The sequence below is a fragment of the Arthrobacter sp. 10N44_2 genome, assembly GCF_056394385.1.
On the sequence record NZ_JBFTHT010000001.1, the window covers coordinates 555,815 to 577,336 of the forward strand.

The 21,522-nt window shown below is 67.9% G+C and carries 19 protein-coding genes; 8 read left to right on the plus strand and 11 right to left on the minus strand.

Going from position 1 to position 21,522, the window contains the following annotated elements; translation table 11 throughout:
* Positions 1–33: 33 nt before the first annotated feature.
* The gene (glgA, locus tag AC1DBX_RS02705) at positions 34–1,239 is read right to left on the minus strand and encodes a glycogen synthase (RefSeq protein WP_476850944.1); all 1,206 of its coding nucleotides are present in this window, start codon (positions 1,237–1,239) and stop codon (positions 34–36) included.
* Positions 1,240–1,341: 102 nt separating this feature from the next.
* Between glgA and glgC the strand changes: the two genes are divergently transcribed.
* From glgC to AC1DBX_RS02720, 3 genes are all read left to right on the plus strand, one after another.
* Positions 1,342–2,757, plus strand: coding sequence for a glucose-1-phosphate adenylyltransferase (glgC, locus tag AC1DBX_RS02710; RefSeq protein WP_476931025.1), 1,416 nt, complete (start codon positions 1,342–1,344; stop codon positions 2,755–2,757).
* Between the two features lie 61 nt (positions 2,758–2,818).
* On the plus strand, positions 2,819–4,327 hold the full coding sequence (locus tag AC1DBX_RS02715) for an SDR family NAD(P)-dependent oxidoreductase (RefSeq protein WP_476886559.1): 1,509 nt from the start codon (positions 2,819–2,821) through the stop codon (positions 4,325–4,327).
* 96 nt (positions 4,328–4,423) lie between these two features.
* Positions 4,424–4,891 carry a pyridoxamine 5'-phosphate oxidase family protein gene (locus tag AC1DBX_RS02720; protein ID WP_079549614.1) on the plus strand — a complete coding sequence of 156 codons (468 nt, stop codon included), beginning with the start codon at positions 4,424–4,426 and terminating at the stop codon, positions 4,889–4,891.
* A 34-nt stretch (positions 4,892–4,925) separates the two neighbouring features.
* On the opposite strand, the gene AC1DBX_RS02725 is transcribed toward AC1DBX_RS02720, so the two are convergent.
* Complete coding sequence (locus AC1DBX_RS02725; RefSeq protein WP_476855900.1) at positions 4,926–5,369, minus strand: universal stress protein; 444 nt, start codon at positions 5,367–5,369, stop codon at positions 4,926–4,928.
* Positions 5,370–5,678: 309 nt separating this feature from the next.
* On the opposite strand from AC1DBX_RS02725, the gene AC1DBX_RS02730 reads away from it, so the two are divergent.
* Positions 5,679–6,410: a response regulator gene (locus tag AC1DBX_RS02730; RefSeq protein ID WP_026538734.1), complete on the plus strand. Its 732-nt coding sequence runs from the start codon at positions 5,679–5,681 to the stop codon at positions 6,408–6,410.
* A 33-nt stretch (positions 6,411–6,443) separates the two neighbouring features.
* On the opposite strand, the gene AC1DBX_RS02735 is transcribed toward AC1DBX_RS02730, so the two are convergent.
* Positions 6,444–8,144 (minus strand): GAF domain-containing sensor histidine kinase, encoded by a 1,701-nt coding sequence (locus tag AC1DBX_RS02735; protein WP_476855901.1) that lies wholly within the window; start codon positions 8,142–8,144, stop codon positions 6,444–6,446.
* 157 nt (positions 8,145–8,301) lie between these two features.
* Between AC1DBX_RS02735 and AC1DBX_RS02740 the strand changes: the two genes are divergently transcribed.
* Positions 8,302–8,799, plus strand: a complete 498-nt coding sequence (locus tag AC1DBX_RS02740) for a pyridoxamine 5'-phosphate oxidase family protein (RefSeq protein ID WP_476850950.1) — start codon at positions 8,302–8,304, stop codon at positions 8,797–8,799.
* Between the two features lie 101 nt (positions 8,800–8,900).
* On the opposite strand, the gene AC1DBX_RS02745 is transcribed toward AC1DBX_RS02740, so the two are convergent.
* From AC1DBX_RS02745 to AC1DBX_RS02755, 3 genes are read right to left on the minus strand one after another with little or no spacing between them, the layout of a single operon-like run.
* Positions 8,901–9,752 (minus strand): transglutaminase family protein, encoded by an 852-nt coding sequence (locus tag AC1DBX_RS02745; RefSeq protein ID WP_476855902.1) that lies wholly within the window; start codon positions 9,750–9,752, stop codon positions 8,901–8,903.
* Positions 9,749–10,675, minus strand: a complete 927-nt coding sequence (locus tag AC1DBX_RS02750; protein ID WP_026266338.1) for an alpha-E domain-containing protein — start codon at positions 10,673–10,675, stop codon at positions 9,749–9,751. Before AC1DBX_RS02750 ends, AC1DBX_RS02745 begins: the two co-directional genes overlap by 4 nt.
* Complete coding sequence (locus tag AC1DBX_RS02755) at positions 10,668–12,266, minus strand: circularly permuted type 2 ATP-grasp protein (protein ID WP_476858586.1); 1,599 nt, start codon at positions 12,264–12,266, stop codon at positions 10,668–10,670. Before AC1DBX_RS02755 ends, AC1DBX_RS02750 begins: the two co-directional genes overlap by 8 nt.
* Positions 12,267–12,408: 142 nt before the next feature.
* Between AC1DBX_RS02755 and AC1DBX_RS02760 the strand changes: the two genes are divergently transcribed.
* Positions 12,409–13,434 (plus strand): YeiH family protein, encoded by a 1,026-nt coding sequence (locus AC1DBX_RS02760; protein WP_476931026.1) that lies wholly within the window; start codon positions 12,409–12,411, stop codon positions 13,432–13,434.
* 34 nt (positions 13,435–13,468) lie between these two features.
* Positions 13,469–16,111 (plus strand): aminopeptidase N, encoded by a 2,643-nt coding sequence (pepN, locus tag AC1DBX_RS02765; protein WP_476931027.1) that lies wholly within the window; start codon positions 13,469–13,471, stop codon positions 16,109–16,111.
* A 130-nt stretch (positions 16,112–16,241) separates the two neighbouring features.
* Here pepN and AC1DBX_RS02770 read toward each other — a convergent pair whose 3' ends face one another.
* The 5 genes from AC1DBX_RS02770 to AC1DBX_RS02790 all read right to left on the minus strand — a co-directional run bounded on the left by AC1DBX_RS02770 (position 16,242) and on the right by AC1DBX_RS02790 (position 20,346).
* Positions 16,242–17,345 (minus strand): lipoate--protein ligase family protein, encoded by a 1,104-nt coding sequence (locus AC1DBX_RS02770; protein WP_476931028.1) that lies wholly within the window; start codon positions 17,343–17,345, stop codon positions 16,242–16,244.
* A 140-nt stretch (positions 17,346–17,485) separates the two neighbouring features.
* Positions 17,486–17,743 carry a type B 50S ribosomal protein L31 gene (locus tag AC1DBX_RS02775; RefSeq protein ID WP_476849644.1) on the minus strand — a complete coding sequence of 86 codons (258 nt, stop codon included), beginning with the start codon at positions 17,741–17,743 and terminating at the stop codon, positions 17,486–17,488.
* A 169-nt stretch (positions 17,744–17,912) separates the two neighbouring features.
* A complete protein-coding gene (locus AC1DBX_RS02780) occupies positions 17,913–18,722 on the minus strand; it encodes a TrmH family RNA methyltransferase (RefSeq protein ID WP_476931029.1) in 810 nt (269 codons plus the stop codon).
* Between the two features lie 34 nt (positions 18,723–18,756).
* Positions 18,757–19,542, minus strand: a complete 786-nt coding sequence (locus tag AC1DBX_RS02785) for a sulfite exporter TauE/SafE family protein (protein ID WP_476931030.1) — start codon at positions 19,540–19,542, stop codon at positions 18,757–18,759.
* An 18-nt stretch (positions 19,543–19,560) separates the two neighbouring features.
* Complete coding sequence (locus tag AC1DBX_RS02790; protein WP_026266341.1) at positions 19,561–20,346, minus strand: ABC transporter ATP-binding protein; 786 nt, start codon at positions 20,344–20,346, stop codon at positions 19,561–19,563.
* Positions 20,347–20,478: 132 nt separating this feature from the next.
* Between AC1DBX_RS02790 and serB the strand changes: the two genes are divergently transcribed.
* Positions 20,479–21,486, plus strand: coding sequence for a phosphoserine phosphatase SerB (gene serB / locus AC1DBX_RS02795; protein ID WP_476931031.1), 1,008 nt, complete (start codon positions 20,479–20,481; stop codon positions 21,484–21,486).
* The last annotated feature ends 36 nt before the right edge of the window (positions 21,487–21,522 follow it).

The following is a 21,522-nucleotide window of genomic DNA, read 5'->3' on the forward strand; positions in this document are numbered from 1 at the left end:
GCAGTGACGCTGTGGTGCTGTTCCGTCGCGGGGTCAGGAGCCCTGCTGGAGCACCGAGCGGTAGACCTCGAGCGTGGTCTCCGTGATGGATTCCCAGGAGAAGTGCTCCTCGGCCCGGCGCCGGCCGGCTTCGCCCATGGCGCGGGCCCGGGCAGGATCGGACACCACTTCGATGAGGGCCTCGGCAAAGTCGGTGACGAACTTCTCCGGGTCCAGAGGGATTCCGGTGCCGTCCGTGACCTGCTCGATCGGAACAAGCAGTCCGGTCTTGCCGTGCTCGACGACCTCCGGGATACCGCCGGTGGCGCTGGCCACCACGGCGGCACCGCACGCCATCGCCTCAAGGTTGACGATGCCCAGCGGTTCGTAGATGGACGGGCACGCGAACGCGGTCGCGTGGCTGAGCACCTGGATGACCTCGTTGCGGGGCAGCATCCGCTCGATCAGGATCACGCCGCTGCGCTGGCTCTGCAGCTCCTCGATCAGGCGTGCCGTCTCGGCCGCCAGTTCCGGGGTGTCCGCGGCACCGAGGCACAACACCAGCTGGACGTCGGCCGGGAGCTTGGCGGCGGCCCGCAACAGGTACGGCACGCCCTTCTGCCGGGTGTTCCGGCCCACAAAAACAACGCTGGGGCGCTCCGGATCGATTCCGAGCGGACGGATGATGTCATCAGCCTCGTCCCGGTTCCACTGGCTGACATCGATGCCGTTGTGGACCACCTTGACCTTGGCCGGGTCAACGTCCGGATAGCTGCGCAGGATGTCCTGGCGCATGCCTTCCGAGACGGCGATGATGGCGGCCGCGGCCTCGTAGGCGGTCTTTTCCACCCAGGAGGACACCGCGTAGCCGCCACCGAGCTGCTCGGCCTTCCACGGGCGCAGCGGCTCGAGGCTGTGCGCGCTGAGGACATGCGGGATGCCGTGGAGCAGCGACGCGATGTGTCCGGCCATGTTGGCATACCAGGTGTGGGAGTGGACCAGGTCCGCGCCGGCGATGTCCGGAACGATCCTCAGGTCCACCCCGAGGGTCTGGATGGCGGCGTTTGCAGAGCCCAGGTCTTCGGGCACGGGATACGACGTGACAGTCGCTCCGTGATACCCGGGCTCGCGGGGCGCGCCGAAGGCACGCACCTGAAGGTCCACGCGTTGGGCCAGCACCCGGCTGAGCTCGGCCACATGGACACCGGCGCCGCCATAAATTTCCGGCGGGAATTCTTTGGTCACAATATCTATTCGCACATGCACCAAGGTAGTCGTTACGGTGGAACTGATCTAGTGTGAAGACGTTCGGGCATGCCGGACTGTATTGGGGAGTAACGAAGGCGTTCAGGAGCTATCACCATGCCGCATCAAAAGAGAGTTTTGGCAATTGTCCTCGCAGGTGGCGAGGGAAACCGGCTCATGCCGTTGACGGCGGACCGGGCCAAGCCTGGTGTCCCGTTTGCCGGAAGCTACCGGCTCATTGACTTTGCCCTTTCAAATCTTGTGAATTCCCGCTATCTGCAAATTGTGGTGTTGACGCAATACAAGTCCCACAGCCTTGACCGGCACATTTCCGAAACGTGGCGGATGTCCACCCAACTCGGCAACTATGTGGCCTCGGTTCCGGCCCAGCAGCGCGTCGGCAAGAGCTGGTTCCTCGGCAGCGCCAACGCCATTTATCAGTCGCTGAACCTCATTCACGACGCCAACCCCGACATCGTGGTCGTGGTCGGCGCAGACCACGTCTACCGGATGGACTTCTCCCAGATGGTGGCGCAGCACGTCGCGAGCGGGGCCAAGGCCACGGTCGCCGCGGTCCGCCAGCCGCTGCACATGGCGGACCAGTTCGGCGTGATCGAAACCGATGCGGACAACCCGGACAAAATTGCCGCGTTCGTGGAGAAGCCGTCGTCGACTCCCGGCCTCGCGGCCGACCCCAGCCAGTTCCTGGCCTCCATGGGCAATTATGTGTTCGACGCCGATGCCCTGATCGAAGCCCTCCACGTGGACGCCGAGCGCCTCGATACCAAGCACGACATGGGCGGGGACATCATTCCCTACTTCGTGAACCAGGGCGAGGCCGGTGTCTACGACTTCACCCTCAACGACATTCCCGGGTCCACCGAACGGGACCGCACCTACTGGCGCGACGTCGGCACCATCGATTCGTTCTACGACGCCCACATGGACCTGATCTCCCCCGTCCCGGTGTTTAACCTCTACAACTCCGAGTGGCCGATCTACACCCGCCAGACCATCTCTCCGCCGGCCAAGTTTGTCCGCGGCAAGTCCAACACCGTGGGCACGGCACTGGATTCCATCGTGGCCAGCGGCGTCGTCGTCTCCGGCGGCATCGTGGAAGGCTCCGTGCTCTCCAACGACGTCTACGTGGGCACCTCGAGCCGGGTCCTGGACTCGGTCCTGATGGACAAGGTCAATGTCGGCGAAGGCGCCGTGATCAAACGCGCCATCATCGACAAGAACGTCAGGATTCCGGCCGGGGCCACGATCGGGCTCGACCCCGAACTGGACCGAGCCCGCGGGTTCAAGGTCACCGACTCCGGAATCACGGTCCTGTCCAAGGGCCAGCACGTCCCGGACCCCAGCGACGCGGAAAGGGCGCTCTCCGCGGCCAACCTGCGCCTGGTGCCCGACGCCGTCCGGACCGCCACCGAGAACTGGCCTGAGCTGCGGGAGTCCGTGGACAAGGTTGCCGACGTGCAGGCCGCAGCTGTGGGCACAGACGCACCGGTCAAGCACTCACCCACGGCATAGGCAGGCGGGGGCCCGGCAGGCACGTCCGGCCGGGCTCCCCGCACCCTGTAAAATTAGGGCAATGAGCTCCCCCGATCTGTCCTCCGACTTTCCCTCTGCCGAATCTGGTCTTGCCGGGTCTGATCTCGCCGGACTGACCCCGGAGGAAATCCAGGCCTGCCTGAAGGTCCTGAACACGATCCACGCCTATGACGAGGAGCACCCGGACTACGTCTCAGTGCGCCGCGCCACCGGGAAGATGTTCAAGGCCGTCAAGCGCCACCGGCGGGTCAGCAAGCGCGATGAGATCGCCGAGGCGGACCGCGCCGTGATCGCACAGACGGCGACGGCGGCCCCCGACAGGATCGACGACGAGACGCGCGGCAACAAGCTCGCCACGTCCGCCACCGGGGAAATCGCCGGCCACCTGATCAGGTCCCGGCCGTGCTACATCTGCAAGCAGCACTACACCCAGGTGGATGCCTTCTACCACCAGCTGTGCCCCGAGTGCGCCCTGTTCAGCCACAGCAAGCGCGACGCCCGCACCGATCTCACCGGCCGCAGGGCCCTCCTGACCGGCGGCCGGGCGAAGATCGGCATGTACATCGCGCTCCGGCTCCTCCGGGACGGTGCGCACACCACCATCACCACCCGGTTCCCGAAGGACGCCGCCCGCCGCTTCGCTGCGATGGAGGACAGCGCCGACTGGCTGCACCGGCTCCGGATCGTGGGCATCGACCTCCGTGACCCGTCCCAGGTGATGGCCCTGACGGATTCCCTGGATGCCGCAGGACCGCTGGACATCATCATCAACAACGCGGCCCAGACCGTGCGGCGCTCCGGCAACGCCTACAAGCCGCTCGTCGACGCCGAGGACGAGCCGCTGCCCGCCGCCCTCCAGGCTGCCAACGGGGGCCCGGAGCTTGTCACGTTCGGCCACGCCCACGACAAGCACCCGCTTGCCCTCGCCAGCAGCGTGCTCGACCATCCCGTGCTGGCCGGGGACGCGATCACGTCCCTGGCCCTGTCCACCGGGTCGGCGTCGCTGGAGCGGATTGCCTCCGGCACCGCGATCGACGCGGGCGGACTGGTCCCGGACCTCGCCACCATCAACAGCTGGACCCAGGTGCTGGACGAAGTGGACCCGCTGGAGATGCTCGAAGTGCAGTTGTGCAACGTGACGGCTCCGTTCCTGCTGGTCAGCCGGCTGCGGGGGGCCATGAAGCGCTCCACCGCGCGGCGGAAGTACATCGTCAATGTCAGCGCCATGGAAGGCCAGTTCTCCCGCGCCTACAAGGGCCCCGGGCACCCGCACACGAACATGGCCAAGGCGGCGCTGAACATGATGACGCGAACCAGCGCCCAGGAAATGCTCGACGCCGACGGCATCCTCATGACGGCCGTGGACACCGGCTGGATCACGGACGAGCGGCCGCACTACACCAAAGTCCGCCTCATGGAAGAGGGCTTCCACGCGCCCCTGGACCTAGTTGACGGCGCCGCCCGCGTGTACGACCCTATCGTGATGGGCGAATCCGGCGAGGACCAGTACGGCGTGTTCCTCAAGGACTACAAGCCCAGTCCCTGGTGACCGGCGCCGGCGGGCCGCGGCGTCCGTCACTTACGTGTCCGCTGCGGGACCTATGGCCCTAATCGGGGTCCGGGCCGGCCCGTAGTGTGGCTCGACATGGACTCAACCACGCCCTCGCCGGAATACTCGCTGACCATGGACCAGTGCTGGGCGCTGCTCGACACCGAAGTTGTGGGGCGCGTAGCGCTGATCGTAGACAACCATCCGGAGATCTTCCCGGTGAATTTCGTCCTCGAACGGCGGGCGATTGCCTTCCGCACCGCCGGCGGCACGAAGCTGTGGGGCGCGATCACAGGCAAGCCGGTTGCATTTGAGATCGACGGCTACGACGCCCGCGACGAGACGGCCTGGAGCGTAATGGCGCGCGGGGAAGCCGAGGTCATCGAGAGCCAGGAGGAGAAGGACGAAATTGACTCCCTGCTCCTGGAGCCCTGGCAGCCCGGCGAGAAGGCCTACTACGTGCGGGTGGCGCCCAAAGCCCTGACCGGACGACGCTTCAAGGTCAACCGGCCCGATGTGTGGACCACCCGGCTCGCGGATCCGCGCCGGGCCACCTTCGAATAGAACCCCCGGGCACCCTCCCGGCAGGATTGCGGCGTCAGCCGTGTTCTGGCGAGTGGACCACCAGCACCGGGCAATGCGCATGTGCCACACAGGCGGAACTCACAGATCCCAGTAACAGTCCACCGAATCCGCCGTGGCCGCGGCGGCCCAGAACAAGCATGTCCGCGGCTTTGCTCTCCTCGATCAGCACGCGGCGGGGGTGCCCCTGGATGAGGCGGGCCTCGACGTTGTCCGGGGTGTCCGGGCCGAAGGCCTTCGCCACCGCCTCGGCCAGGATTTCCCCGGCCCGGACGTCGAAGTCCTCGATGCCGACGGCGACATAGCCGTCGTACACCGGCGGGTAGTCCCAGCATGCCACTGCGACGACCTTGGCGGCCAGGGGCACCGCGAGGGCCTGCGCATGCCGCAACGCGGACACCGAAGCGTCCGAGCCGTCAACGCCTACCACGATCTTCCGGACGTCCCTGACTTCGTTCATCGCAATCCTTTGCCCTCGTACCGGCCGAGCTTCCCGCGCCAGATGGCGACGCTCCCATGATTTCCTTCGGCCGGCATGACGCCTAGGGCCAAAGGGCATGCACGCAGCCCGGCTGGCGGGCCACCCGAAAACGTTCCGGGCGACTGGCCGGAGGCGGCCTGTTGGGCACTATGACCCTTGTCCGCGCCGCCCCGGTGCACAAGAATGGCAGAGGCTGGGGTCAGCAGACGAAGGACAGCATCTCGTGACAAAGAGCATGGTGTCATTAACAGTATCGAGCGGTCGCGCGAGCGGCCGGACGGGAGAATCATGATTGCCTGGGCAGACGCAGGTCTCACTGCACCTGATGGCGGGCAGGCGGTGATCCGCGTCTTTATCCTTGATGATCACGAACTTGTCAGGCGCGGGCTGCAGGAACTTCTCGAAGGCGAGGGGTTTGCCGTCGTCGGCAGTTCCGGATCCGCGGTGGAGGCGACCCGGCGGATTCCCGCGCTGCATCCTGATGTCTGTGTGCTGGACGCCCGTCTGCCGGACGGAACCGGCATCGAGGTCTGCCGGGACGTGAGGTCGGTGGACCCGTCCCTGAACTGCATCATCCTGACGAGCTTCGACGACGAACAGGCCCTGCGCGGCGCCGTCCTGGCCGGGGCACGCGGATACGTGCTGAAGGAGATCGGCGGCACGGACCTGATCGGCGCCCTGCGGCGGGCAGCAGCGGGCGAGTCCCTCTTCGAGGAAGGCGTGGCCGCCGGCGTCGTGGACAGCCTGGTGGAGGCCGAAGAGGTCGACCCGCGCACCTCCTCCCTCACGCCCCAGGAACGCAAGGTCCTGGAGCTGGTGGGCGGCGGACTGACCAACCGGCAGATTGCCGCCGAAATGTTCCTGGCGGAAAAGACCGTCAAGAACTATGTGTCGTCCCTGCTGGCCAAGCTCGGATTCGAACGCCGCACGCAGGCAGCCGTCTTCATCGCCAGCCCGGCATTTCCGGCGGCCGCCGGCGGGAGGACCGGCGAAGTAATCCGGCCCCGCAGCGTCGGATAGGCTCCGCGGAAACCGGACCTTCGGGCGTGCCGGTTACAGGGGCACCGACCATTCCAGGCTGGTACCGGAGTCGGGCACGCTCGTGATGGTGCATTCGCCGTCGAGCATGCGCGCCCGGTCCTCGAGGTTGCTTAGCCCGTTGCGTTTTTCGGGTTGAGTGAATCCGGCGCCGTTGTCGCTGATCACCACCGTCACCCTGCCCTTGACGACCGCAACCGAGACCGAGATTGTATCCGCCCCGGAGTGCCGGATGGCGTTGCTGAGCCCCTCGGAAACCACGGCCACGACGTTGTCGGCCTTGTCCGGTGTCACGGCATCCACGGGTCCCGTGATGGTCAGGCGCGGCGGGAACGGCATGGACTTGGACGAACTGCGAGTGACCCGACGGATCCGGCCGCTCAGCAGTTCGATCTCGCCTGTGTTGCTCTTGAGCGAGTAAATGGTGTCGCGCAGGCTGCGGATCGCTTCGTCGAGTTCGCCGGTGATGTTGCGGATGCGCTCCAGCGCCAGATCCTCCTTGGTGAAACGGGTCAGGCTCTGTACGCTCAGCCCGGCGGCGAACAGCCGCTGGATGACGAGGTCATGCAGGTCCCGGGCGATCCTGTCGCGGTCGGTGAAGACCAGAAGCTCCTCGCGCAGCCGGTGCACCCGGGCAAGTTCCAAGGCGAGGGCCACGTGGGAGCCGAAGACGGCCCCCATTTCGATGTCGGTCCGGGCGTAGCGCACCGACTCCTTGTCCCGTGCCAGCAGCAGGAGGCCATGGTGGGCGCCCTGGGTACTCAGGGCCACTGCCAGCAGCGGGCCGGTGACTGCACCGTCGACCTCCCCCAACACTTCGGATGCGTCGTCGAACAGCACTGGCTCGCCGCCTTCGAGGACACCTTCCAGGAGATTTGACTCCAAATGCAGTGACCGTCCCGAAAACGCCGTGCCGCGCTCACCGGCAACGCCGATCACCACGTGGGCCATGGCGTTGGCGGCGGGGGCCACCAGGAGGGCGAGTGAGGACGCGGACTCCTGGAGCGCGCGGCCGGCTATCGGGTCCAGGCCGCCCGAGGTGTAGTCGCGGTCCGTGCTCAACATCAGCCCGGAGACGTCCATGCAGGCCTCCAGCCAGCGTGCCCGGCGGCGGGCGTCGTCGTAGAGCCGGGCATTTTCGATGGCGACGCCGGCCGCTGCGGCCAAGGCGACGGCCAGGGCCTCGTCTTCGGCGGAAAAGTCGTCTCCGCCTTCTTTTTCCGTGAGGTAGAGGTTGCCGAACACCACGTCCCGGACGCGGACCGGTACCCCCAGGAAGGACTGCATGGGAGGGTGGTGCGCGGGGAACCCGTAGGCCTCGGGGTGCTTATTCAATTCATGCAGCCGGAGCGGCCGCGGGTCTGTGATCAGGAGGCCGAGGACGCCGTGGCCGGTCGGCAGCGGACCGATCTGACGCGCCAGTTGGCCATCGATGCCGACAGTGATGAAGTGGCTGAGCGCGTGGTCATCACCGATGACGCCAAGGGCGCCGAACCTGGCGTGCAACAACCGGCAGGCCGATTCGACGACGCGTTCCAGGACGGCATCCAGGCTCAGGTCCTCGGCCAGGGCGACGACGGCTTCCAGCAGGCCGGTGATGCGTTCCTTGGATTGGAGCAGCTCTTCCGTCCGGGCGCCGAACCCCATCAGCAGTTCCTCAACGACGGGATTTGGTTCGGACACGGTATGGCCTGAGCCCTCACCCGCTGAATGCATGTCATTGCCCCCATTCGCTCCGGCCAATGTAGACGCTGACGGCCTTTTGCCAGAATACCGCGAACTACTCAGGAAAGCCTCAGAATTCGCAGATTAACCCGGCGGCTGGGTCCATTTGCCCTAGCCGCCGTCAGCCCGGCCGCGTACGCTCGCCGGCATGAGCACTGAATCGAGCCCTGGCCGTCACGAGCCAAAGGACCAGACCCACGCCGTCGAAGACCTCGACCACCACGAATGCTGGCGGCTGTTGCGCAGCGTCTCCGTCGGCAGGCTGGCGGTCTGGGTGGACGACCATCCCGACATTTTCCCCATTAACTACAAAGTGGACCACGGCACGCTGGTGTTTCGCACCGCGGAGGGCACCAAGCTGCAGGCGGCCACCGGCGGCACGCCGGTGGCGCTGGAGGCCGACGGCATCAACGCGGACACCGGAGTCGCCTGGAGCGTCGTCATCAAGGGCCAGGCCGCGCCGGTGCAGAACCCCCAGGAAGTCATGGATACGGTGGGTCTGTTGCTGTTCCCGTGGCAGGCCGGAAAGAAGGAACATTTCGTCCGGATTGCGCCGGACACCGTCACGGGCCGGCGGTTCAAGGTGGTGCCGCCCCAGACGTGGTGGACGCCGTTGGACGACGCCACGCGCTCCGGCCTCGAATAATCCGCCCCCCCTAAAAACACATCTTGCGCTTTCAGATCGGGTTGCCCTGAGGGCTTCAGGGCAACCCGATCTGATAGCGCAACGTGGGGCGCGGCGTGCGGTCAGGCGACGCGGGTGATCTCCACGCTGACGCTGAGGGCCGATCCCCCGCCGCCGGACAGGATGCCCTTGAGCGGCGGCACGTCGCGGTAGTCGCGGCCCCGGGCCACGGTGACGTGGAAGTCCCCCGCGGGTTTGTGGTTGGTCGGGTCCCAGCTGCGCCATTCGCCGTCCCACCACTCGAGCCACGCATGCGACTGGCCGGCAACTGTCTCGCCGAGCTCCGCCGTCGAACGCGGGTGAAGGTAACCGGACACGTAGCGGGCCGGGATACCGCAGCTGCGCAGTGACCCGATGGCGAGGTGCGCCAGGTCCTGGCAGACGCCCTGCCGCTGGTTCCACGCCTGTTCGGCGTTGGTGGTGACGCCGGTGGAGCCCTTCATGTAGGTCATTTCACCGCGCATCCAGGCAAAGACCGCCATGGCGGCCTCGTGCGGCGATTTCCCCTCGACGACGCCGGGAATGATGGCGAGCACCTCGGAGCCGGGACCTGTCAGCTGGGACTGGGGAATCCAGTCGCTGAACTGGTTCAGGGTTTCCGGTGCGGCCAGGACGTCCCAGCCGACGATGTCGGCCTCGGTTGCGATCTTCTCGACCCGGTGCACCTCGACGGTGGTGGTGGACAGCACCTCGAGGTGCTCGTGCGGCATCTGCATGTCGAAGGCGGTCACCCGGGTGCCCCAGTAGTCGCGGTAGCTGCTCAGGGCCGCCTGCGAGGGCGAAACCTTCATGGAGGACTCCAGTACCACTTGCTGCGGGTCCGTCAGCGGGGTCATCCGGGCCTCGTTGTAGGACAGGGTCACGCGTTTGTTGTACTTGTAGGCCGTCTTGTGGACGATGTTCAGCCGGGTCATGAAACTTCTCCCACCCAGGCCAGTTCGTCTGCCTGATTGAAGTACTTACGGGAAATGGCGTCCGAGGCCTGCGACACGGCCTTTTGCACACGCTCCATGTGCTCCGGCAGCTCCGACATGAGGTCATCGGTGCGGTGGAACTCCAGGAAGGTGCGGGCCTGCCCGACGATCCGGCGGGCGTCGTTGATGAAGCCGACGCGCTGGGCCGAGGGGTCGAGCTTCGCCAGGCACTCGTCGGCGTCGCGCAGCGCGTAGACGATGGACCGCGGGAACAGCCGGTCCAGCAGCAGGAATTCGGCCGCGTGCTGGTCCCCGAACGCAGCCCGGCGGGTCCGCAGGAAGGATTCGTAGGCCCCGGCGCAGCGGAGCATGTTCACCCAGGACATGCCGGCCGAGAGGACATCGCGGGTGGAGAGCATGCGCGCGGTCATGTCCGCACGCTCCAGCGACCGGCCCAGGACCAGGAACTGCCAGCTCTCGTCGTGGCTGACGGTGGTGTCGGCGAGGCCGCTGACCATGGCGGTGCGCTCCAGGACCCAGTTGCAGAACCGGTAGGTGCCCACCACGTCCTTGCGGTGCTGGTTGAGCCCGTAGTAGGTCGTGTTGAGGCTTTCCCAGAGCCCGGAGGAGACGGTCTCGCGGGCTCGGCGGGCGTTTTCCCGTGCGGCACCGAGGGAACCGGCAATGGAGGTGGCACTCTGCTTGTCGTAGGCGAGGGCGTTGAGCAGTTCGGGCAGGCCGAAATCGTCGCTTTGTGCGCGGGCACCCATGACGGCGAGGAGTTCCTGCGCCACGCTGCGCTGTTCCTCCATGGGCAGATGGTTGAGCCGTTCGAGGTGGACGTCGAGGATCCGGGCGGTGCCGTCGGCCCGTTCCACGTAGCGGCCGATCCAAAACAGTGACTCGGCAATACGGCTAAGCATTCGCGGTTACCTCCTGCGCGTCAGAAATCTGCTGCTGCTGTTGCTGCTCTTTCTGGCTGTCGCGCCAGTTGCTCTCCACCGGCCAGACCGAAACCCGCTCGCGGACTGCGATGGTGGGTCGCGGGATCACTTCGACGGGGACCTGCGGGGAATCGGCCAGGACCCAGGTGTCCTTGGAACCGCCGCCCTGGCTGGAATTGACGATCAGCGAGCCCTCCTTGAGCGCCACGCGGGTCAGTCCGCCGGGGAGAACCCAGACGTCCTCGCCGTCGTTGACGGCGAAGGGGCGGAGGTCCACGTGGCGGGGGCCGAACTTGTCGCCGCTGAGCGTCGGCACCGTGGACAGCTGCAGGACCGGCTGGGCGATCCATCCGCGGGGGTCGGCGATGATCCGCTTGCGCAGGGCGTCGAGTTCCTCCCTGGACGCGTCCGGGCCGATCACGAGGCCCTTGCCGCCCGAGCCGTCCACCGGTTTGACCACGAGCTCGTCCAGGCGGTCCAGGACGTGTTCCCGGGCTTCCTTCTCTTCGAGCCGGAACGTGTCCACGTTGGCGATCACGGGCTCCTCGTTGAGGTAGTACCGGATGAGGTCGGGCACGTAGCTGTAGACCAGCTTGTCATCGGCGACGCCGTTGCCCACGGCGTTGGCGATCGTGACGCCGCCGGCGCGGGCGGCGTTGACCAGGCCGGGGCAGCCGAGCATGGAGTCGGCACGGAACTGCAGCGGGTCCAGGAATTCGTCGTCGATGCGTTTGTAGATGACGTCCACGCGCTGCTCGCCCGCGGTGGTGCGCATGTAGACCCGGTTGCCGCGGCAGATGAGGTCGCGGCCCTCGACGAGTTCGACACCCATGAGTCCGGCGAGCAGGGTGTGCTCGAAGTAGGCGCTGTTGAACACGCCGGGGGTCAGGACCACCACGGTGGGATCGTCGACGCCGGAGGGCGCCGTCTTCCGCAGGGCGGACAGGAGCCGGCGGGGGTACTCCTCGACCGGACGGATGAGCTGCTGGCCGAAAGCCTCGGGCAGGCCCTTGGCCATGGCCCGGCGGTTCTCGAGGACGTAGCTGACGCCCGAGGGTACGCGCACATTGTCCTCCAGGACCCGGAACGTGCCCTCGGCGTCGCGGACGACGTCGATTCCGGAAATGTGGACCCGGACGCCGCCGGCCGGCTCAAAGCCGTGCACCTGGCGGTGGAAGTGCGCGCTCGTCGTGACGAGCTGGCGCGGGATGACGCCGTCGGACACCACGGTCATCTTGTCGTAGACGTCATTGAGGAAGGCTTCAAGGGCACGGACGCGCTGGGCCACACCGCGTTCCAGCACGCTCCACTCATCGGCGGGGATCACGCGGGGGACGATGTCCAGGGGGAAGGGCCGTTCCTCACCCGCGAAGTCGAAGGTCACGCCGCGGTCCAGGAAGGTCCGGGCCATGGAATCGGCGCGGGCGCTGACGTCAGCCAACGAGAGTTCGCGCAGGGCCAGGGCCACCTGCCCGTAAGATCTCCGGGCCTGCTGGCCGGGGGCAAACATCTCGTCGTAGGCGCCGGTGCGGCCGGCGGCCTCGGAGTATTCCTGGAATAGGTCAGACATGGTCACTAGCCAACCACTTTTTTGTTGCGAAATCATTTCGGCGGCCCGCGGCGCGGCGCTCAGTGCTGGCCGCGCAGTCCGGGCCGCCTGCCGGGACGGCCGCGGTTACGGGTTTTCCGGCCGGGTACGGCAATGTAGGGGCGTGCCCCCCAAGAGATCCGCCCCCGCCTCAGCCCTGACAGACGCCGCGCCAGGCCTGGCCGGCGCCGCGGCGGCCGTCGCCGTCGCCGTCGCCGCCCACCTGCTCCTTCCCGCGCTGCCGGCGATGACAATGGCCGTGCTCCTCGGGCTGCTGGCGGCCAACCTGCCGGGCGTGTCTGGCTGGACCGCCGGGCCGGCGCGGCCCGGGCTGGACTTCGCCGGCAAGCACCTCATGCGGGCCGGGATCGTGCTGCTGGGGCTGAAAGTCAGCCTCGGCGATGTGCTGGGCCTGGGCTGGGCTGCGCTCCTGCTCGTGACCGCCGTCGTGCTGGCCGCTTTCGCCGGGACGTACGGAATCAGCAGGCTCTTCCGGCTGCCGCCCCGCGTGGCGCTGCTGGTGGCCACGGGATTCGCCATCTGCGGGGCGTCAGCGATCGGGGCGATGGCCGCCGTGCGCCGAATCCGGCAGGAAGAAACCGTGCTGCCGGTGGCACTCGTGACCCTGTGCGGCACGCTGGCGATCGGTGTGCTGCCGCTGCTCGCGCGGCCGCTGGGCCTGGGTCCGGAGATCTTCGGGGCGTGGACCGGCGCCTCCGTCCACGACGTCGGGCAGGTGGTCGCCACCGCCCAGACCGCCGGCACCGCGGCGCTGGCCGTCGCCGTCGTCGTCAAACTCACCCGGGTGATCCTGCTGGCACCGATGGTCGCCGCCGCGGGCTTCCATCACCGGCTGGGCACCGCAGCCGACGGCGCCAAGCGCCCCCCGGTGGTCCCGCTGTTCGTCCTCGGATTCGTGGCCCTGGCGGGCCTGCGCACCACCGGGTGGCTCTCCCCCGCGGCCCTGGACGCGGCCGCCGCCGGCCAGGACCTGCTGCTCGGCATGGCGCTATTCGGGCTGGGCTCCGCCGTCCGGGTGGGCCAGCTGCTGCACACCGGCGCACGCGCGCTGCTGGCCGCGCTGGCGTCCTGGCTGCTGATCGCCCTGCTGGGCCTGGCGGCCGCCTTCCTGATGTTCCCGCCGGCGTGACCGGGCACACACGCTCCCGTGATTAGATAGCGGGGTGTCAAACCAGAATCTGAGCCGCGACGAGGCCGCGGACCGCGCCGCCCTCATCACCACTCACAGCTACGATGTCTCCCTCGACGTCCGGCAGGCGGCCGACCCGAACGTCGCCGGCTACACGAGCCGCAGCATCATCTCCTTCTCGGCCAGCGAACCCGGCGCGACGACCTTCGTGGATTTCATCGCCGGCAGCGTGCACAGCGTCTTCCTCAACGGCAAGGGACTCGCCGTCGCCGACGTCGTGGACGGTTCCCGGATCCGGCTCGAAAACCTGCAGCCGGAGAACCAGGTCACCATCACGGGAACCGCCCTGTACAGCACCTCCGGTGAAGGCATGCACCGCTTCGTCGACCCCGCCGACGGCCAGTGCTACCTCTACACGCAGTATGAACCCGCCGACGCCCGCCGGGTGTTCGCGAACTTCGAACAGCCCGACCTGAAGGCCGAGTTCACCTTCCACGTCATGGCCCCCTCCGACTGGCAGGTGTCCTCCAACGGCGCCGAGGTGCTGCGCACCCAACTGACGAGTGATCCCGCCACGAGCCGCTGGGACTTCGCGCCCACCAAGGCGATGTCCACCTACATCACCACCGTCCTCGCCGGACCGTACTTCAAGGCCGAGGACGCCTGGCGCGGCACGCTCGCCGACGGCACCGTTCTGGACGTACCGCTGGCGCTCTACTGCCGCGCCTCCATGGCCGCGTCCTTCGACACCGACGCCCTGTTCCGCCTCACCAGGAACGGGCTGTCCTTCTTCAACGAACTCTTTGATTTCCCTTACCCGTGGGGCAAATACGAGCAGGCGTTCGTCCCCGAGTACAACCTCGGCGCCATGGAAAACCCGGGCCTGGTGACCTTCACTGAAAGCTACGTCTTCACCTCCCGGGCCGCCGATTCGCAGTACCAGGCCCGCGCCAACACGCTCCTGCACGAGATGGCGCACATGTGGTTCGGGGACCTCGTCACCATGAAGTGGTGGGATGATTTGTGGCTCAAGGAATCCTTCGCTGATTACATGGGCACCCTCGGCGTGGACCGGACCACGGACTGGGACACGGCCTGGGTGAACTTCGCCAACAACCGCAAGGCGTGGGCCTACGTCCAGGACCAGCTGCCCACCACCCACCCGATCGTCGCCGACATCCCGGACCTGGAAGCCGCGAAGCAGAACTTCGACGGCATCACCTACGCCAAGGGCGCATCGGTGCTTAAGCAGCTGGTGGCCTACGTCGGGTTCGAAGCCTTCATCGCCGGGTCCCGCCAGTACTTCCGGGACCACGCCTACGGCAACACCACCCTCGCCGAACTGCTGGCCGCCCTCAGCGCCGCGTCCGGCCGCGACCTCAGCGAATGGGCCCGCCAATGGCTCCAGACCTCCGGCATCTCCACCCTGTCCAGCGAGATCACCGAATCCACCGAAGACAGCAGCGCGCTCAGCTCCGTCGCCGTCCTGCAGGACGCCGTGGATCCCACCACCGGCCGGCAGGAGCCCCGCCCGCACCGGCTGCGGGTCGGCCTCTACGATTTCGACGACGCCGGCGCCCTGGTCCGCACTGACAGCGTCGAGACCGATGTCCGCGGCGCCCGGACCGATGTGACCGCGCTGGCCGGCAAACCGCGCCCTGCGCTGCTGCTGGTCAATGACGAGGACCTCAGCTACGCCAAGGTCCGGCTGGACCCGCATTCCGAGGCCACTGTCCGCGGCTCCCTGGACAAGCTGGACGACCCCATGGCGCGGGCGCTGTGCTGGACGGCGCTGTGGGACTCGGCCCGGGATGCCGTCACACCGGCCGCACTCTACGTCGACGCCGTCGAGCGCTTCGGGCCCGCCGAGCCGGGCATCGGCGTCCTCCTCAATGTGCTGGGCAATGCCTCGACGGCGGTGGAACGCTACGTGCCCCGGGGCCAGCGCGATGCCGTGCGCCACGGCTTCCTCACCACGGCCGCCGAACAGCTGCACGCGGCAGCGCCGGGTTCCGACCAGCAATTGGCCTGGGCCCGGACCCTTGCCGCAACCAGCCGCTACGACGCCGGCCGGCTGGACCTGCTCAGGGGCATCCTGGACGGCAGCACGGTGATCGAAGGCCTCGCCGTGGACGCCGAACTGCGCTGGAATCTCTGGCATGCGCTGGCAGCCAACGGCCAGGCCCCGCAGGAGCAGCTCGACCAGGAGCTCGCCCGGGACAACACGGCGGCAGGCAAGTCCGGGCACGCCACGGCCCTCGCCGCGCGCCCCGAGGCATCCGTCAAGGCGGCCGCCTGGGAGGCCGCCGTCCACGGCACCGGCCTGTCCAACCAGCTCCTCGGCGCCACGATTGCCGGATTCAACACCGGCGCGGTCTCCCTGCTGGCCGGGTTCATCGACCCGTACTTCGAATCCCTCGAGGACGTCTGGGCGGACCGGAGCATCGAGATCGCCAGCCGGATTATCCGCGGCTTCTACCCCGCGGCACAGGACCTGGACGGCGGAACGCCCGAAACCCACGCCGTGATTGTCCGCACCGACCAGTGGCTGGCCGCCCACCCTGATGCGCCGCGTGCCCTGCGCCGGATCATCATCGAACAGCGCAGCCAGCTGCACCGTTCCCTCAGGGCGCAGGCACTGACAGCACCGGCCCAGGCACCATCGACTGCTCCGTAACGGCCCTTTTGACGGCTGAAAACGGCAGCTGGGCCCACGCCGGCAGCTGGGCCCCTGGCCGAGCGTGCGAGGCGAGGGTGCCGGTGGGGAGCAGCCGATGGGGTAGACCGGGCCGCTTTGGAACTGGCCGTTACGGGACCCGGTGCAGCCACTCCGCGGTGCCGAACTTGGTCTCCACGCGGCGGCGGGCCGCCTCCAGCTCGGCGTCGGTGAGGACGGAGGGTGTTGCGCCGTAGCGTTCGGCGAAGACGTCCATCATCGCCGCAACGATTTCGGCGCGGGCCAGGCCGGTCTGGCGGCGGAGCGGATCGACGCGCTTCTTGGCGCTCCTGGTGCCTTTGTCGGACAGTTTCTCCTTGCCGATCCGCAGCACCTCCACCATCTTCTCGGCGTCGATGTCGTAGCTCATGGTGACGTGGTGCAGCATCCCGCCGTTGGCGAGCCGCTTCTGCGCGGCCCCGCCGATCTTGCCGTGCTCGGTGGCGATGTCATTGAGCGGCACGTAGAAGGCGCTAATGCCAACCTTTTCCAGGGCCGCCATCACCCAGGCGTCGAGGAAACGGTAGGAGTCCGCAAAGCTGATGCCGTCCACGAGGGTCTGCGGGAGGTACAGCGAGTAGGTGATGCAGTTCCCGGCCTCCATGAACATCGCTCCCCCGCCGCTGATCCGCCGGACCACGCTGATGCCGTGCCGGGCCACGCCTTCGGGCTGGAGTTCGTTGCGGACGGACTGGAAGCTGCCGATCACCACGGAGGGCTCCTCCCAGTCCCAGAACCGCAGGGTGGGATTGCGCCGCCCGGCGCCGACTTCCTCGGTCAGGACCTCATCCAGTGCGACGTTGACGTGGGTGGGCAGGACGGACGGGGCGATGATGTTCCAGTGGTGGTCCGCCCAGCCGGTGGCCTTCGCCAGGGCGCGGCGGACGGTGACGGCGACGGCGTCGGCGGAAAAACCGAACAGCACGGTGCCTTCGGGCAGCGCCGCCGTCACGGCGTCCGCGATGTCCGCGGCACTGGTCTCGACGGGCAGCCCGGTCAGCGCCCGGTTAATCTCCGGCAGCGCCTCGTCGGGTTCGAGGAAGAAGTCCCCGCTCAGCGAGACGTGGGCCAGGACGCCGTCGACGACGTCGAAGTCGGCGACCACGAGCTTGCCGCCCGGGACCTTGTACTCGCCGTGGTGACGGCCGCCGCCGTCGTCGGGGCTGGGGGCGGTGGCCGCGGGATGGGATGTCATGACCTCCATCCTGCCGCATGCGTCCGGGAACCCGGGAACCCGGGAACCCGGGTCGCCCGGTTAGCCGGAACGGCAGCAGAGACGCAGAAAGCCCGCACCGTTGCCGGTGCGGGCTTTCCGTAAGACCTTGGGGAAGAAAGTTACTTCTTGCCGCCGAAGCCCTTGAAGCGAGCGTTGAAGCGCTCGACGCGGCCTGCGGAGTCCATGATGCGCTGCTTGCCCGTGTAGAACGGGTGGGACTCGGAGGAGATTTCGACGTCGATGACCGGGTAGGTTTTGCCGTCTTCCCACTCGATGGTCTTCGAAGAAGACACGGTGGACTTGGTCAGGAACTTGACGCCGGAAGCCAGGTCGTTGAAAACAACAGCTTCGTACTTCGGGTGAGTATTAGACTTCATAATTGGACCTTTGTTCGCACAACTGGATTTTGCCAGTTGCCAGGTATGAATGGGATGGCCGGCGGAAAGCACCGGACGGCCAGCTATCAATGATAGCCGATCCCCGGACCGCTGACGAACACCATTGGCGCACGTCAGCGCGGCGCGGCCGCCGCACGATGCAGGGGCCTCAGTCCTTCGGGCGGAGCTCCCAGAACGCCACCGCCGACGCCGCGGCGACGTTGAGCGAATCGACGCCCGGGCGCATCGGGATTTTCACTGCGAGGTCGACGGCGGCCAGGGTTCCTTCGCTCATGCCCGTGCCTTCCGTGCCCAGCACCAGGGCCAGCCGCTCCGGGCGGCGCGCCGCGAGCACGTCGAGGTCCACCGCGTCATCCGTGAGTTCCATGGCCGCCACGGTGAAGCCTTGCTCCTGCAGCGCGGCCAGGCCTTCCGCCCAGTCCTCCAGCCGGGCCCACGGAACCTGGAACACGGTGCCCATGCTGACCCGCACGCTGCGGCGGTAGAGCGGATCCCCGCAGCGCGGCGAGACCAGGACGGCATCCACGCCCAAGGCCGCGGCCGAGCGGAAAATGGCCCCGACGTTCGTGTGGTCCACGATGTCCTCCAGCACCGCAACCCGGCGGGCCCCGGCGAGCAGGTCCGCCAGCGGCACCGGGGCGGGCCGGTGCATGGCGGCCATGGCGCCGCGGTGCAGGTGGAAGCCCGTGATTTCCTCCAGCAGCGCCGCGGAGCCGATGTAAGCCGGGACGTCCGGGAACTGCTCAAAGACATCGGCAAGGTCCCCGGCCCACTTCTCGGCCAGGAAGAAGGACCGCGGCCGGTGCCCGGCGGCCAGGGCCCGGCGCAGGACGCGGGAGGACTCGGCGATGTACAGGCCCTCGGCGGGTTCCCGGACTTTGCGCAGGTGCACGTCGGTGAGCTGCGTGTAGTCCGCAACCCGCGGGTCGTCGGCGGATTCGAGAAAGTGAAAGGTCACGGGCAGGTCATTCCTGTGGGGCTGTTGGAAGGGGCTATTTGAACAGGTTGGCGATCATGAATCCCAGTGCCACCAGGCCCAGGGTGAAGATGACCCCGCGCAGGACCGCCGGGGAGAGCCGGCGCCCCACCTTGGAGCCAATCACGCCGCCGATCAGGGAGCTGACGGCGATCAGCCCGACCACGCCCCAGTCGATCCGGTCGAAGGCGAACAGGAGGTAGGAGGCGGCGGCCACCACGTTCACGCCCAGGACCAGGAAGTTCTTCATCGCGTTGGCGTTCTGGATGGTCCCGGTCATGAACACGCCCAGGATGCCGACCAGCAGGATGCCCTGGGCCGCGACGAAGTAGCCGCCATAGACGCCGGCGAGGTACACCAGCACCACCAGCAGGACACTGTGGCGGCGGTCCCTGATCGCGTGCTCGGGGTTCTCCTCGCGGTTCCTCACCCACCGCTGCAGCCGCGGCTGGAACACCACCATCAGCAGGGCCAGCACGATCAGGACGGGGGCGGCGTAGTAGAAGACCATCTCGGGCAGGTGCAGGAGCAGGTAGGCCCCGGTGACGGCGCCCAGCAGCGAGGCCGGCAGGAGCCGGAGCAGCTGCTTGCCGCGGCCTTCGAGTTCCTTCCGGTAGCCCCAGGCGCCGGTGGCGTTGCCGGCCACGAGCCCCATGGCGTTGCTGATGGAGGCCGTGACGGGGGCGTAGCCGAGGGCGATCAGCACCGGGAACGTGACCAGGGTGCCGGATCCGACGACGCTGTTGATGGTGCCCGCCCACAGCCCGGCGAAGAATATGAGGGCGCTATTGAGGAGCTCCACGCGCGGTCAGCAGCCCCGTCAGCGGCTGGCGGTCGCGGTGTACCGGCCCGCGTTGACGCTGACGTCCAGCGGCAGGCCGAACGTTTCACTCAGGTTTTCCGCCGTGAGGACCTCCGGCAGCGGGCCGGAGGCCACCACGCCGCCGTCGCGCATGAGCATCGCGTGCGTGAAGCCCGGCGGCACTTCTTCGAGGTGGTGGGTGACCAGGACGATCGCCGGGGCGGCGTCGTCGCGGGCGAGTTCGCTCAGGCGCTGGACCAGGTCCTCGCGGCCGCCGAGGTCGAGCCCCGCGGCCGGCTCGTCCAGGAGCAGGAGCTCGGGATCGGTCATGAGGGCGCGGGCAATCTGGACGCGCTTGCGCTCCCCTTCGGAAAGCGAGGCGAAGGGGCGGTTGAGCAGCGGGCCCATCCCCCACTCGTTCAGCAGCCCGAAGGCGCGCCGCTCGTCGTCCTTCTCGTAGCCCTCGCGCCAGCGGCCGGTCACGCCATATGCGGCGGTGACCACCACGTTGAGGACCTTCTCGTGCTCGGGGATCTGGCTGGCCAGCGCAGCGGAGGACAGGCCGATCCGGGGGCGGAGCTCGAAGACGTCGACGGCGCCGAGGACTTCCTCGAGGATGCCCGCCATTCCGGAGGTCGGGTGGATGCGGGCCGCGGCCAGCTGGAGGAGCGTGGTCTTGCCGGCGCCGTTGGGGCCCAGAATCACCCAGCGTTCGCCCTCTTTGACCTGCCAGTCGACCTTGTCCAGGAGCGTCTTCGCCCCACGTACAACACTGACCCCGGCCATTTCAAGAACATCACTCATAGGAGTAGACACTAGGACAAAAAAGCGGGCGACTGATAACCGGCGCCGCGCCCTGCCGTGGAGCGTCACGCGGCGCCCGCCCGGGCGCAACGAATTCGGGCCGCGCGCCGCCCGCTCGCTAGGATTGAGGCCATGAGTTCGAACGTGACCGCAGTGAGCTACGGCCTGAAACTGTCCCTTCCCGACATCCAGCGGCTGCGTTCGCTCCTGACGGCCGCCGGGCTGGGCGTCGGGACGGAAACCCGGACCGGCGACGCCCGCTTCGAGGTGTATGCCGTCGACTGCGCCCTGGACAGCGTGCAGGACGACTCACTGGACTCCTCCCGGGGCGCCTCCCAGGCCGGCGGAGTGGACAGCCGCCCGGACACCGGACGGGACGGACGGACTGCCGACGCCGCCACAGCCGCCGCGGTTGCGGAAGGCCGCCTGGACGGTGCGCGCCGTGCGCTGGCGGCCGCCGGCATCGAGGGCGTCGACACGGCGCTGGTTCCGGCAGCACTGCGCAGCGCGCCCCGGAAGTTCCTCATCATGGACGTGGACTCCACGCTCATCCAGCAGGAAGTGATCGAGCTCCTGGCCGCCTACGCCGGCAAGCGCGAGGAAGTGACGGCGGTGACCGAGGCGGCCATGCGCGGCGAGCTGGACTTCGCCCAGAGCCTGCACGCCCGGGTGGCGGTCCTCGCGGGGCTGCCCGCGGACGTCGTCGAGTCGGTCCGCGCCGAGGTCAGGCTGACCGAGGGCGCCGCCGAGCTGGTGGCGGCGTTCCAGGCCGCCGGCCATGCCGTGGCCGTCGTGTCCGGTGGCTTCAACCAGATCCTCCGGCCGATCGCCGAAGACCTGGGGCTGCACTACTGGATCGCGAACGAACTCGAAATCGTCGACGGCGCCTTGACCGGCAAGGTGCTCGGCGACGTGATCGACCGGGCGGCCAAGGAGAAGTACCTGCGCGAATGGGCTGCAGCCGAGGGCATCCCGATGGAACACACGATCGCCGTGGGCGACGGCGCGAACGACCTCGACATGCTGGGCGCCGCCGGGATCGGCATCGCCTTCAACGCGAAGCCGGCCGTCCGCGCTGCCGCGGACGCCGCCGTCAACCTTCCCTATCTTGACGCCGTCCGGCATATCGCCGGAGTCTGATGCATTAACCGGGAAGGCACGTCCCGGCAATGTTTA